This window comes from Arthrobacter sp. YN (assembly GCF_002224285.1).
Lineage (GTDB): Bacteria > Actinomycetota > Actinomycetes > Actinomycetales > Micrococcaceae > Arthrobacter.
Window position 1 is genome coordinate 1,388,411 of sequence record NZ_CP022436.1, and the last position, 13,079, is coordinate 1,401,489.

The window sequence follows — 13,079 nt, forward strand, 5'->3', positions numbered from 1 at the left end:
GAATCGCACCCCCCGAAGAGGGCCACCTCCCATTCTGCCCCCACTCACCCAACTGAGTCGCAGCAAACGTCGTAATGGGGCGCATTGGAGCGTTTGCCGTGACTTAGTTGGGCCAGGGCGGCAGTGTTACGCGGCCAGGCGCCTGCGGATCCACGCGGAGAACTGGTCCACCACGATGATCAGCACCAACACGATCAGGATGTGGGTGAGCATGGAGTCGAACTGGAACGACTTGATGGACTGGTTGATCAGCAGCCCGATGCCGCCGGCTCCCACCAGCCCGAGGACCAGCGAGGACCGCACGTTGACGTCGAAGCGGTACAGCAGCAGGCCCACGAACTGGGGGACCACCATGGGCAACGTTGCATTGGCTACCTGTTGGATCCGGTTGGCGCCGGCCGTGCGGAGTGCTTCCTGCGGCCCGGCATCGATTTCCTCCATGGACTCGGCCCACAGCTTGCCCATGACACCGGTGTTGTGGCAGATCAGGGCGAGCACGCCGGCGAAGGGACCGAGGCCCACGGCGGTGACGAAGATCAGCGCAAACACGATGTCCGGTACGGCCCGGAAGAACGACAAGATAGCCCGCGCTGCCTGGTACACGAGTCGATGCGGACTGGTGTTCTCGGCAGCCAGCGCCGCGAGTAGCAGGGCGAACGGCACGGACAACGTGGTGCCCAGCAGGCCAATCCACAACGTCACCAGCGTCGCTTCGAGGCCGGGCTTGAGGGTCTTCTCCCAGCTCAGGTCCGGCGGGAACGCATCGCCAATGAAGGCTGCCATGCCCTTCCAGCCGTCAACCAGGAGCTCCGGTTTGAAGTCCGTCCCCTCGATGGCCACGGCGTGAAGTCCGACGACGGCGGCCGCCACTGCCGCCGTCGTGATCCACCGCAGCGGCTTCTTGGGGCGAACAAGTGCCACGCGGGTTTTGCTGGTGGAGTCCCGGCGGGCGACGGCCGGGGTCAAAGTGTGGGGAGTCATGCGGCCTGGGTCCTGTCTGAAACGTCCCGGTCCGGGGCGTACAACGTGTCGAGGTGATCGGCTGTGACCTCGGTGGAGGGGAGGTCGAAGGTCATGGAGCCCTGGAGCAGCCCGATGGATCGGTCAGCGTATCGCAGCGCGAGATCGGGCTGATGGAGGACCGCGGCCACCGCCAACCCTTCGGAGTGGGCGAGTTCGCGCAGCAGAGCCATCACTTGCTCTGCGGCGTGCGGGTCCAGTGCGGAGACAGGCTCGTCGGCGAGTACGACGTCGGCCCGCTGGCAGAGTGCCCGGGCTACGGCGACGCGTTGCTGCTGCCCGCCGGAAAGACGGCCAACCCGGTCGAAGGCGCGATCGGCCAAGCCCACGCGGTCCAGGCAGTCAAGGGCTTCCTGCTGGACGTCGGCCGGAAACAGCAGAGGACTCAGCGAGCGAACCGTAGGGATGCGGGCCAAGGCGCCGGCGCAGACGTTATCCAACGCCGTGCGCCGGGGTACCAGATGGATCTTCTGGAAAATCATGGCCATGCGTTGGCGGGCTTGCTGCAGGTCACGCCCCTGGAGGGTTTCCAGCGGAGCCCCTTCGATGCTGATGCTGCCGGAATCCGGACCGGTGATACCCATGACGCAACGCAGGGTGGTGGACTTTCCGGAGCCATTGGCGCCCAGGAACGCGACGAGCTCGCCGGCGGCTACGGAAAAGTCCACGCCTTGAAGGACAGTTCGGCCACTGAAGGACTTCCGCAAGCCTTGGACGGCGAGCAGGGGGTCAGGCATTACAGATCCTTCTCGGTGAGGCCCATGGTCTCGGCGAGCTCGAACAGCGGCGTGTAGTTATCCTTGGTGACCTCCAGCAGCGGGCCTGGAGGGGTGACATCCAGGAACTCGCCCACCTTGGCCACGTCGGCGGGTTCCAGGCTGAGGAAAGCGTCCTTGACGGCTGCTTTGAACGCGGGGTCCGCGTCGCCGCGCACGGTGATGGGGTCGTTGGGGATGGGGTTGGACGTCCACACCTGGCGGAAGTCGTCCTTCTTGAAGGTGCCTGCGGCAATGGCAGTGGCCAGTGTCTGGGAGTTGATCTCCGCTGCATCAACTTTGCCATTGGTCAGCGCGAGCAGGGCTTCAGGATGACCGCCTGTGTAGTCCATCGTGATGTCGGCGTCGGCGATTCCGGCTTCACGGAGTCCGAAGCGGGGCAGGACGTCGCCCGAGGTGGATCCGACGCTGCCCAGGGCGAGGGACTTACCCTTCAAGTCCCCGATGGCCTGGATGGGGCTGTCCTTGGGAACCCAGATCCCGGCCGTGTACGTGCTGAGTTCCTTCTCGGCAGTGCCAAAGGAAACCAGCGGCTCGGCGCCGGCCTTGGCATCAGCGAACACGTAGCCCAGCGGGCCGAACTGGCCCAGGTCCAGTTTGCCGTTGCGCATGGCCAGGACCTCGGCTGCGTAGTCCTCAACCACCTGGACGCTGACGGGGCATTCGAGCTTCTTGGACAGCGCGGCCGCCAGGACGTCGTAAGCGGGCTTCAGCTTGGCCGGGTCCTCGTAGGGCTCGATGCCAAACTTGATCTCCCCGTTGGGGCAGGTGGCGGACGTCGCCTCAGGTGAGGACTGGGCTGAACCGCCACAGGCTGTGAGCGCCAGAACGGTAGCGAGGGCAAACGCGGAACCGGTGAAGAGCGGGGTTTTCATGGGAATCCTTATGCGAAGGGGATGGGGAGAACGGGAAAATTCAGGACAAGATGAGTCAGTACAGGCGCGATACGTTGCGGTGTGCCAAACCGAAGGAAAGGGTCATGCCCACGCCGGAGGTCACAGACACCACCGTGACGCCGGGCTGAACCTCGCGGACCAGGATGGGTGCTACGTCGGAGGAAGCGTAAATGCCTTGCCAGCGCTGGATGATCTCCAGTGGTTCGCCGATCCGGCCGGTGATTTCAGCGTTGAGCGTGGAGGTGACACCTTCATCCAGGAACGGATCGGCGGTGCGGTGGTAGTGGTGGGAATCGCCCAGAATGACCGTGCCGTCCGGGCGTTGGGTGAACATGACGTTGGCGCCGATCTCCAGCAATTCGGGCTGGTTCTCCAACACCTCGGAGCGGAGGGCTGCAGCGGCGGGCATGTCCGTGAACGCCGGGTACCGGAGCATGGACGTTGCGGTGAGGACTGCGGGAGCGAATTCGACGCCGGAAGGCTTGGCCGCCAGCGACATCTGCAGAGCGCACCGCTGGATCCGGTGTTCTTCGGCGAGGTCCGGGAAGAGGTAGTCGACGTCGTGGCCAACACATACAAAGATCTGCTTGGCACGAAGCCCGCCGCGCGACGTCTGAACGCTGACGCCTTCCGAGGACTCGTTGAAGCCCAGCGCTGCGGTGTTCCAGTGAAGTTCGACGCCGGGCTGCTGGCTGAGCCACCCGGCCAACTTTGCGACCGTGGTGCGGGGGTCGACGCGGAGGTCATCCCGAAGGAAGGCTCCGCCCACGAGGCCGGGCCATGATGCGCCCGAAGCAGCGCCGTCGTCGTGCGTTTCTTCCGTAACGGAAACAGTGGCACCCAACCGGTCCCGGGTCCCGGCGGGGGAGAGCAGCTCGACTTGTCCAGGCTCGCGCACGTCGGAGAGTTCGCGAAGGACGTCCATCTCGGCCTCAGTGCGGGCCAGGACCACGGCACCGGATTCGGCGGCCCAGAACCCGGCGCGCTCCGCGAACTCCAGCCAGTACTTCCGCGAAGTCTGTGCGAGTTCGTAGAGCTCGCCGGACTGTGCGGTGATGCAGCAGTGGCCGAAGTTGCGGACCGAGGCACCGGCGGCGTGGTGGTCGCGCTCGATGATGGTGACGGTCAGGCCGTTGGCAACAGCGTGGGCGGCGTGCGCCAGGCCCACGATTCCGGCACCGACAATGACGACATCGGTGGGCTGGTTCGCGGTGGTGTTGGCGGCGGTAGTGGAAGTGCTTGGGTTGTTCACACCATTGAGACTGGCGGCTGATGGACGGGGAATCAAGCCATTTTGGCACTTGTATATACAAGTTAACCTGATTTTAACTTCCGTTCATTTGAGTTCATGCCAAGTTCATCTACAGGCCCTCCAAACAGCTGTTTTTGCACGGGCAAACTTGTATTATCAACTGGTGACCACACAGACGAACGCGCCCCTCCACGTCAAGCTGAGCGAAGAATTCATGCGCCGGATCACCGACGGCGACTGGCCGCCGGGCTTCCAGCTGCCCAGTGAAGCGGAGCTGTGCCGCGAGTTCGGGACGTCGCGTGGCCCGATCCGTCAGGCGCTCGCGTTCCTCCGTTCCGAAGGTGCCGTCACAGGCGGACGGGGGCGCCCTCCCATGGTTCGCTCGTCTGTGCCGTCGCAGTCGTTCTCTACGTTCAACTCGTTCACTGAGTGGGCCAGTGGGATCGGCAAAAAGCCCGGCCAGCGGACACTCGAAGTGGCACGGCGTGAAGCCAGTCCGGAAGCCGCTGAAGCGCTCGGCCTGATGCCTGGCACCACTGTGGTGGAGATCCTTCGCGTCCGTTACCTGGATGAGGCGCCGGCCATGATCGAGCGCACCACGTTCATCCTGGACGTGGGACGCAGACTATTCGACTTCGACACCGACTCCGGGTCCATCTTCGCGTTCCTCAAAGAGCAGGGTGTAGACCTGCACAGTGCGCGCCACACCATCGACGCCGTTGCTGCCAGTGACGAGGACGCCGAACTGTTGGAACAACCCGAAGGTATTCCGCTCCTGCGCGAACGTCGCATCACCCGTTCCGCCGATGGGCAGCCCCTGGAGTACTCCGAGGACCGCTACCTGCCGGCACTGACCAACTTCACCATCGACAACACCGTGGAGCGCCGGGCCGCCCTGGTCCGCATCCACACTGAAGGAGCCACCCCATGATCAAGCTTGTTGCCTGCGATATGGCCGGAACCACCATCGACGAACACGGCGACGTTTATGTGGCCCTTGCCCGCTGCGTTGAAGAAACCGGGGTGACCACCACACCCGAGGCTGTGCAGGAATGGATGGGCGCGGACAAAGTTGAGGCCATCACAGCGCTCATTGAAGCCGGTGGGGGAGCGGCCACGCCGGAAGTGGTGGCGGCCGCATTCAATCGCTTCAAGGAATTGCTCGTGGAGTTCTACGACGCCAACCCGCCCGTCGCGCTGGAGGGCGTGGAAGACGCGTTCCGCGCGCTCCGGAGCCAAGGCATCAAAGTGGCCCTGACAACCGGCTTTTCCCGCGACGTTGCGGAGCCCCTCCTGGAGCGGCTGGGCTGGAGCGTCGACGACGATAACCTGCTGGACGCCGTCGTCTGCTCCGACGAAGTAGCCGCCGGACGACCGGCACCACACATGATTCACCGGGCCATGGAACTGACCGGAGTCCAGGACGTCCGCACCGTCATGGCCGCGGGCGACACCGTGAATGACCTCGCCGCTGCCAACAACGCCGGCGTCACGGCCGTGGGCGTCCTGACCGGCAAACTGGGCCGCGAAGATCTGGCAGGGCACCCGCACCACCACATCCTGGACGGCGTGAAGGACATTCCGGCGCTGCTCTCCTGACCCTCGGCGTCCGACTCGCAGTGCCCGGCGTTTGGCCCCCAGCCCCAGGCATGGAAGATTGGAACGCGTGAAATTCCTTCACCCGTCACCCAAGTCCTCCGCCCGCGGCGTCACGATCCTGCGCGTGGTCTTCGGCGCGCTCATCATGATCCACGGCATCCAGAAGCTCATGGCCGGGCACGCTGCCTTTGCTGCGTCGGTTGCCGCCATGGGCGTGCAGAAGCCGGAGATCGTGGCGTGGCTGGTGATCGCCGGTGAGCTGGGGCTGGGCCTGCTTCTTGTGCTCGGCGCCCTGACCCGGGCGGCAGGGTTCCTGGCCGCCATTATGTTCGCTGGAATTTGGTTTGTCACCGAGGCCGGCAAACCGCTGCTCACGGACAGGGCAGGGGTGACCGCGGAGCTCCTGATCATCTACGCAGCCATTTCGGTGGCGTTCATCTTCCTGGGACCCGGAGCTTTGTCCTTGGATCGCAAGCTGGCCCGGCAACCAGCCGGCTCGCGGCGGTAGCCCTTCGGGGTTAACGCGCCTGGGTTAACTCACGACGGCGGCACTCGTCGCCGGGCTGGAGTCACCACCGGGGCGGCTCACCGCGCGTCGTTCGGATACCGGATGCCCAGCTGGGAGCGCACGCCGTCGAAGAGGCGCATGACGTTGATGGAGTCTTCCAGCGGCATCACCGGGCTCTCAGTGAGGCCTTGCTGGATGCAGCGCGTCACTTCCCGGAGCTCGTACGTGTAGCCGGTGCCCACCACCTCGAAGTGCTCGTGTCGCGGTTCGTCCCAGCCGACCCGGATCACCAGCTCGCGAGGATTGTTCACTGAACCCACGGTTTGCAGGAATCCGAGCCCGCCGGCAACGGTGGCTGTCCGGGGTCCATGTGCCATCAGGGACGACGTCAGCTGGACCTGGGCACCACTGGAGTAGCCCAACGTCAGGGCGTTCTGGGTGTCCACGCCGTCGTCGTTGAGCGTGCCGATCGCGGTGACCGACTGCGGGAAACCCAGCGTGCCCAAGGCCCAGAGCAGCGGGTAAACGGTGATGTCCAGGAGTGCGCCACCACCATCATTGAGGGCCCAGATACGGGCCGAAGGGTCGAAGGGTGCCGGGAAGCCAAGATCCGCGCTGACCCATTGGATCTGTCCAAGCTCGCCAGAAGCAGCGATTTCGAACGCCCGCTGCAAGCTCGGCAGGAAGCGGCTCCACACGGCCTCCATGAAGAACACGTTGTTCTCGCGGGCCAGCTTTACCAGCTCGGAGGCTTCACGGGCGTTGATGGTGAGGGCCTTCTCGCAGAGCACGTGCTTGCCGGCACGCAGGGCGGCCGAGGCGATCAGGAAGTGCTGGGCATGGGGTGTGGCCACATAGACCACGTCCAGGGCGGGGTCCTCCACCAAACGCTGGTAGCCGGGAACGCCGCCGTCGTCCCCGTAACTCTTGGCGAAACCCAGTGTGTGCGCGAACGCATCAGCGGCAGCCTGCGTCCGGGAGCTCACGGCGTAGAGTTCTGCATCTTCCAGCAGGGCCAGGTCCTTGGAAACACTGTTGGCAATGTTGCCTGTAGACACGACGCCCCACTTCAAGCGCCGGCCGGTAGCTGCCCGGGGATCCTGGTTGGTTTGGGAGGACAGCCACGGCTTGGCGATAGGGAGGGTCATGACTGACATCCTCTCATTTCGGCAGTGGGTGGTGGTGTGAGGAACGGTGCGCGCCCCCACATGGTGCACAGCCGGTCCGGACATGCTGGTAGCGTCGGCTGGGAAATGCAGTTATTGGGGGAGTATGGAAACGAAAATTAAAAGGCCTTCAGCGGGCCCGCGAGTTGCCTTAATAGTGGTCTCGCTGATCGGTGCCATTGTTTCCGTGCCCGCTGCTGCATTCCTCGGGTTTGCGCTGGGATTCTACCCATCGCGGATGGAATGCACCCAGGACACTTTGGGATCCGGATGCTATGAAGGCGAACTCCTGATGGCGGTGCTGGCGTTCGGCGTCTTTTTTCTTCCGTTCTTCTTGCCGTCGCTCTTGATGTCGCAAAGCGCACACGGCGGCCCCCGCCGGCTGTCATTCTGGTGGCCTCTCATAGTATTGTGCGCCGTCCCGCTGGCCGTGGTGGTGGTGGCAGCTCTTTCGGCGCTAGCGGATCCAAATGCTTATTTCTGATATCCCAATACCGTCAGCTTTTTGTCAAGTCACACGAATGGCCGGCAGCCCAAAATTCCTCGCTTAGGCTTAGCAAATCATCCCTCGCAGAGGTTCTGTGGGGAGTTACCGAAATGGAGCAGGGATGGGTACTTTTCGGCGCGTCATTTTGCCGGTTGCCTGGTTGTTGGTCTTCGCGATTATCGCGGTGGCTTTGGTCAAAATCGCCTTTGTCGATGGTCTTGAAGCGACAGGATCCGAGCCGGCGCCGTTGGCCCAAGTGGATATCCCGGTGGTCCCCGCCACCCGCGCCACCGTTACCAACACCGTGGAGATCAAGGGCACCGTCCAGAGCGACGCCGCCGATACCGTCCGCAGCACTTCCGCGGGCAAGGTCATCAAATTCTTTGTTGAAGAAGGCGGAACCGTAGCCGAGGGTCAAGCCTTGTTCCAGGTCAAAGCTGAGCGACCTGTCACCACCACGCAGACTTCCAAGGACGGCACACCAACTACGCCCAAGCCTGTGTACGACTACTTCGACATCCTCGCTCCCAGCGCCGGCACCCTGCAGCAGCTCACAACGCTCATCGACCAGCAGGTCACCGTCGGCGAGGCAGTGGGCAAGATCGATCCCGGAACCTAAACGGTGGCCGGCTCAGTGACGGCGGCCCAGCAGTACCGTCTGCTGGGCAAGCCCGGCCCCGCGGAGATTGCGTTGGTGGGTGGCCCGGCACCGTTCCAGTGCGCCGAAGTGACGCTTAAGAACAACGCGTCCGACGACGGCGGCAGCGCCTCAGGCGGCTTGGCCGCCACCGGCGGAGGTGCCGGCATGGGCGTGGGCGCAGCGATCGCGGGACCCGGGGCCGGCGGGGGCCAGCCGGAAGAAGGCGGAACTCCCACGGGTACGCTGAGTTGCGCGATCCCTGCAGGCCAGCAGGTCTTTGCAGGTCTCGGGGCCACCATGACGGTCAGCGCAGGAGTGGCCCCTGATGTGGTGACGGTTCCTTTGACCTCGGTGAAGGGAAGCGTCAAGGACGGGATCGTCTGGATTGCCGGACCGGGCGGGGCAGGGGCGGCTCCTGAGCAGCGCACCGTCCAGTTGGGCCTCAACGATGGCTCCGTGGTTGAAGTGACCTCCGGGTTGGCCGAAGGCGAACAGGTCCTGGAGTTCGTTCCCGGTGCACCGGCCGCCCCGAACCCCATGATGGGGCCGGGCCAGATCGCTTACGCCCCGGCAGGCTAGGGTCATGGAAGACTCACGCGAGGAACCGAAAAAGGAAACGCTGGTCAGCCTCCGCTCGGTGACCCGTTCCGTCACGCTTCCCGATGACCAGCAGTTGCACATCCTCAAAGGCATCGACCTTGAGGTGTACAGTGGCGATCACACGGCGATCGTGGGCCGTTCGGGTTGCGGCAAGTCCACGCTCCTGAATTTGCTGGGCTTGCTGGATGTCCCGACATCGGGCGAGCTGGAATTCCTCGGCCAACCCGCGGACCGGCTGGGCAACAATGCCCGTGCCCGCTTGCGTGGTTCCACCGTGGGTTTCGTTTTCCAGCAGTTCAACTTGTTGCCCGGACGCAGCGCCTTGGACAACGTGATCACCCCGTTGTTCTATGCCAAGGGCAAGGAGTTCCGGCGCCGCCGCGAGATCGCCATGAACATGCTGGACCGGGTTGGCCTTGCCGCCCGAGCTACCACCATGCCCAATATGCTCTCAGGTGGTGAACAGCAGCGTGTGGCCATCGCCCGGGCCCTGGTCCGCAGGCCGAGGCTGATCCTGGCCGACGAACCAACCGGAGCACTTGACGTCGAAACAGGCCAGTCCGTCATGGCCTTGTTGGACACCGTCGCGACGGAAACCGCAGCGGCCTTGGTCACCATCACACACGACACCAACGTGGCAGCCCTGGCCCGCGCCTGCTACCGGTTGGATTCGGGCGTCCTCAGCCCATTGTCAGTGCCCGCAGCAGCGGGAGTCAGCGTATGACCGGCTTGGTCTCCACCATCGTCGAAGCGTGGCAGGAGCTCCGGATCAACAAAGTCCGGATTCTTTTGGCTCTCTTGGGAGTGGCCTTGTCCGTGGCCGCGCTGACCTCCGTGGTGGGCGTCGGAAATCTAGCTCGCGAAGGCTACAAGTATCAATCTGAACGAAACGGCGGCCGGGTGGCGACGCTGTCCTTGAACGTCGGCGGACCTACCACGCCGGATCCAGCGAAGCTCGAAAAGGCCTACCTGGGCATCCAACAACGTTACGGCATCACCACGGCCACGCATGTTGGCCAGACCCAGGCAGGCTTTCAATTTCCGCGCGGTGTGACCAGCGTGAACGTCACCATCGTGGACGTCGGCTACGGCATTATCCACCGGGTCCCGCTTCAGCAGGGCAGCTGGTTCGCTGCCGACGACGGCCAAAGGCTTGCGCCCGCCGTCGTGGTTTCCGAAGCGTTCTACAACCAAGCCGGCCGGCCCAACCTGTCCGCCAACCCCACGGTGAGGATCCCGGGTGACCAGCCGGCCACGGCGGTGATCATCGGCGTCGTGCCTGATACTTACCCGGACACCCCGCCTGCCGCGTTCATCCTTGCCGAGGGGGCTGCGATGACGGGTATGCAGTCCCAGATGTCCGAGTTCAAAATGTGGGTAGGCGAAGAGCAGGCCGAGACACTCACAGCTGCAATTACGGCCGACCTCCAAGGGCAGTTTCCTGGCTATTACGCCCAGGCAAACCGGATGGACTATGCCGCTTGGGGCGACCCCTTGGCGCCCGTGCAACTGGTGGTGGGCGGAGTAGCCGGGCTGGTCCTGCTGCTTGGCGCCGTGGGAATGCTCAACATCTCCATGGTCACCGTCCGCTATCGGGTGCGGGAAATCGGCATCCGCCGAAGCTTCGGTGCAACCTCCGGCCGGATCTTCGTGGGTGTCATGATGGAATCCGTGGTGGCCACCGCGGTTGCCGGCCTGGCGGGCGTCATGCTGGCAGTCGCGGTAGTGAAGCACCCGTGGATCGAATCGAAGGTTGCGCCAGGACTCACCGAATACCCGGCATTCCCCATCGACGCCGCACTCCTTGGATTCGGCGCAGCAGTCCTTGTGGGCGCACTCGCCGGAGCCATCCCTGCACTCGTGGCGGTGCGCGTCAAGGTCATCGACGCGATCCGGTTCTGACCTCCTCGGTGAGCCTGCCCTGCTGAAGCCGGAAGCAGCGTTCGGTCTTCTGGGCCAGGCTGCGGTCATGCGTGACCACCAGAATAGTGGTGTTGTGATCGCGGCTCAGTGAGCTCAGCAGCTTGATGATGTGCTCACCGGTTTGCTCGTCCAGGTTGCCGGTGGGCTCATCAGCGAGGATCAGCTTTGGCTCGTTGGCCAGCGCGCGGGCAATTGCCACGCGCTGCTGCTCGCCGCCGGAGAGCCGGTTGGTCCTGCGTGAGTGCTTCTCCGGATCCAATTGCACCTGCTCCAGCAACTCCTTGGCACGCTGCAGTCGGGCCGCCTTCCGGACCCCGGCGAACTCCATGGGCAGCATCACGTTGTCCACGGCGCTGAGGTTGGGAACCAAGTTGAACTGCTGGAACACGAAGCCGATGTCCCGGCGACGGTACTCGGTCAACTTGCCGTCCGGGAGTCCCGCCAGGCTGACGCCATCCACGACGACGTCACCTGAGGTGGGCTTGTCCAGCGCACCCAAGAGGGACAACAGCGTGCTTTTGCCGCTGCCGCTTTTGCCCACGATGGATGCCAGCGAGCCCTTTTCGAGCTCAAAGCTCACGCCGTTGACGGGCTTGATGGTCCGGTCACCGGACTTGAACTGACGGACCAGGTCCTTGACTACGATCACGGCTATTCTCCTCGGAGTACTTCGATGGGACGGATACGGGCTGTCAGCAAGGCCGGGACCAGCGCGCCGATGATGGCCACCGCGAACACTGCTGCGATGCCGGCTGCGAGGACGCCGGGGGAGACACTCGCGGTGACAGAGGTCAGCAACTGCGAGGCACCGCTGAAGGGACCACCCTGGCCACCGCCCATCCCGCCACCGGGCATCCCGCCACCCGGGACCGCGCCGTTGGGCATGGCCCCAGCGAGTCCGCCGCCGCGCTGGGTGGTGGTGGCCGCCGTCGTGCTTGCATTCGAACTGATGAGCGCTGATGCGATACCGCCGCTGGCCAGCGAAGCAATCACCGCGCCCACCACGCTGCCAAGGGCTACCAGGACCAGCGACTCCAGAACGAACTGCAGGCCAATGGTGCGGTTGCGTGCACCGATCGCTTTCAGGACGCCGATCTCACGGCGGCGCTCGCGGACCAGCATCACCATGATGAGCAGGATGATGATTCCGGCGGTGGCCAAAGCTGCGATGAAGGCGATCAGGGAGATGTTCTTGACACTGTCGAGAGAGCTGACAGCCGTTTCGAGGTTGCGCTGTCCCTGGGTGACGTCGGCCTTGTCCGTGCCGAGGGCGTCCTGAACGGCGGTTTTGGTGCTGTCCACGTTCTCCATGCTGTTGACCGTGACGATCATGCTGGAGAGTTCGTCCGGGGTTTCGGCCAGCGTCTGGGCTTCCGGGAGGGTGACGTAGACGGCGTTGTTTCCGAAGGTGGTGCCGGCGTCGAAGATGCCCGCCACGGTGAAGGTCTTGTCCTGGATGGTGAAGGTGGAGCCGGCTGTCAGGCTGTTCTTCTCAGCCAGCGACGCGCCCACCAGGGCCTTGGCATCGGCCGTGGTGTAGTCGCCCAGGCCTGTGCCACTGGTGATGTCCAAAGCCTTGCCGGTGCTGTCCACCTCGGCACCGATGCCCGTCGCGGTGATCGGCAAAGTACGCGCAGGCTGGGTGGTGCTGCCTGTGGTTCCTGCAGTTCCAGCGGAGCCGTTGCGGTTTCCCAGCGTCCCGGCGTCGACGGCGGCCGTCAGGTTGGTGCTGACCGTCGCCTGCTGGCCGCCGGGGCCGAAGCCGCCGCCCGGGCCCTGCTGGGCGGTTCCGGTGGTTGAATCCGTGGTTCCCGTGGTCGCCGTTTGGAGGCGCAGGGCTTTGGTACCAACCACGGATGTCACGTTGGCGACCGAGGCCGCAGTCTTGGCCTCCGCCGTCGTGAGTGGTTCGCCGCCGCCTTCAAAGCCTTGGCCTCCGGCCGGGTTCACCGTCAGGGTGGTACCCACGGACGCGTTGAGCTCCAGGACTTTGGCACCGACTGCCTGGTTGGCCACCAACATGGCCAGCGCCAAGCCGATGGCTACAGCCAGTACGGCCACTACCGCTGCCGTTCTGATCTTGTTGCGGAAGGCATTGCCTACGCTTCGGGCAAGGACGCTCACGTTTCTCCTCTTGACCTGCAAGTTTGTTCGCCCCGCTGAACGCGGGCGCAACTCCTACCTTGCTGAGCGCTGCTGTGCGGCAAGCCAG

15 protein-coding genes are annotated in these 13,079 nt (G+C 64.3%); 8 read left to right on the top strand and 7 right to left on the bottom strand.

Translation table 11 applies throughout. The features are described 5' to 3' along the window. Positions 1–126: 126 nt before the first annotated feature. From phnE to CGK93_RS06370, 4 genes are read right to left on the bottom strand one after another with little or no spacing between them, the layout of a single operon-like run. On the bottom strand, positions 127–981 hold the full coding sequence (gene phnE / locus CGK93_RS06355; protein ID WP_089594100.1) for a phosphonate ABC transporter, permease protein PhnE: 855 nt from the start codon (positions 979–981) through the stop codon (positions 127–129). After that, positions 978–1,757, bottom strand: coding sequence for a phosphonate ABC transporter ATP-binding protein (locus CGK93_RS06360; protein ID WP_089594101.1), 780 nt, complete (start codon positions 1,755–1,757; stop codon positions 978–980). The genes phnE and CGK93_RS06360 overlap by 4 nt, the downstream gene beginning before the upstream one ends. Further along, a complete protein-coding gene (locus CGK93_RS06365; protein WP_089594102.1) occupies positions 1,757–2,671 on the bottom strand; it encodes a phosphate/phosphite/phosphonate ABC transporter substrate-binding protein in 915 nt (304 codons plus the stop codon). The genes CGK93_RS06360 and CGK93_RS06365 overlap by 1 nt, the downstream gene beginning before the upstream one ends. Before the next feature lie 55 nt (positions 2,672–2,726). Continuing rightward, a complete protein-coding gene (locus tag CGK93_RS06370) occupies positions 2,727–3,944 on the bottom strand; it encodes a TIGR03364 family FAD-dependent oxidoreductase (protein ID WP_089594103.1) in 1,218 nt (405 codons plus the stop codon). A gap of 163 nt (positions 3,945–4,107) precedes the next feature. On the opposite strand from CGK93_RS06370, the gene CGK93_RS06375 reads away from it, so the two are divergent. The 3 genes from CGK93_RS06375 (at position 4,108) to CGK93_RS06385 (ending at position 6,051) form a co-directional block, all read left to right on the top strand. Then, complete coding sequence (locus tag CGK93_RS06375; RefSeq protein ID WP_089594104.1) at positions 4,108–4,875, top strand: GntR family transcriptional regulator; 768 nt, start codon at positions 4,108–4,110, stop codon at positions 4,873–4,875. After that, positions 4,872–5,543 (top strand): phosphonatase-like hydrolase, encoded by a 672-nt coding sequence (locus CGK93_RS06380; RefSeq protein WP_089594105.1) that lies wholly within the window; start codon positions 4,872–4,874, stop codon positions 5,541–5,543. The genes CGK93_RS06375 and CGK93_RS06380 overlap by 4 nt, the downstream gene beginning before the upstream one ends. A gap of 67 nt (positions 5,544–5,610) precedes the next feature. Beyond that, positions 5,611–6,051 carry a DoxX family protein gene (locus CGK93_RS06385; protein WP_089594106.1) on the top strand — a complete coding sequence of 147 codons (441 nt, stop codon included), beginning with the start codon at positions 5,611–5,613 and terminating at the stop codon, positions 6,049–6,051. Between the two features lie 77 nt (positions 6,052–6,128). Here CGK93_RS06385 and CGK93_RS06390 read toward each other — a convergent pair whose 3' ends face one another. Continuing rightward, on the bottom strand, positions 6,129–7,199 hold the full coding sequence (locus tag CGK93_RS06390) for a Gfo/Idh/MocA family protein (protein WP_089597239.1): 1,071 nt from the start codon (positions 7,197–7,199) through the stop codon (positions 6,129–6,131). A gap of 175 nt (positions 7,200–7,374) precedes the next feature. On the opposite strand from CGK93_RS06390, the gene CGK93_RS06395 reads away from it, so the two are divergent. The 5 genes from CGK93_RS06395 to CGK93_RS06415 all read left to right on the top strand — a co-directional run bounded on the left by CGK93_RS06395 (position 7,375) and on the right by CGK93_RS06415 (position 10,846). Then, positions 7,375–7,701: a hypothetical protein gene (locus CGK93_RS06395; protein ID WP_089594107.1), complete on the top strand. Its 327-nt coding sequence runs from the start codon at positions 7,375–7,377 to the stop codon at positions 7,699–7,701. A gap of 124 nt (positions 7,702–7,825) precedes the next feature. Continuing rightward, positions 7,826–8,323, top strand: a complete 498-nt coding sequence (locus tag CGK93_RS06400; RefSeq protein ID WP_089594108.1) for a hypothetical protein — start codon at positions 7,826–7,828, stop codon at positions 8,321–8,323. Positions 8,324–8,326: 3 nt separating this feature from the next. Further along, positions 8,327–8,923 (top strand): hypothetical protein, encoded by a 597-nt coding sequence (locus tag CGK93_RS06405; protein ID WP_089594109.1) that lies wholly within the window; start codon positions 8,327–8,329, stop codon positions 8,921–8,923. Positions 8,924–8,927: 4 nt separating this feature from the next. Further along, entirely contained in the window at positions 8,928–9,668 is a 741-nt protein-coding gene (locus tag CGK93_RS06410) for an ABC transporter ATP-binding protein (RefSeq protein ID WP_089594110.1), read from the top strand. After that, positions 9,665–10,846 carry an ABC transporter permease gene (locus CGK93_RS06415; RefSeq protein WP_089594111.1) on the top strand — a complete coding sequence of 394 codons (1,182 nt, stop codon included), beginning with the start codon at positions 9,665–9,667 and terminating at the stop codon, positions 10,844–10,846. Before CGK93_RS06410 ends, CGK93_RS06415 begins: the two co-directional genes overlap by 4 nt. Here CGK93_RS06415 and CGK93_RS06420 read toward each other — a convergent pair. Both CGK93_RS06420 and CGK93_RS06425 read right to left on the bottom strand, forming a co-directional pair. Beyond that, the gene (locus tag CGK93_RS06420; RefSeq protein ID WP_089594112.1) at positions 10,824–11,516 is read right to left on the bottom strand and encodes an ABC transporter ATP-binding protein; all 693 of its coding nucleotides are present in this window, start codon (positions 11,514–11,516) and stop codon (positions 10,824–10,826) included. The genes CGK93_RS06415 and CGK93_RS06420 overlap by 23 nt on opposite strands. Before the next feature lie 2 nt (positions 11,517–11,518). Continuing rightward, positions 11,519–12,991, bottom strand: a complete 1,473-nt coding sequence (locus CGK93_RS06425) for an ABC transporter permease (RefSeq protein ID WP_089594113.1) — start codon at positions 12,989–12,991, stop codon at positions 11,519–11,521. Positions 12,992–13,079: the final 88 nt, after the last annotated feature.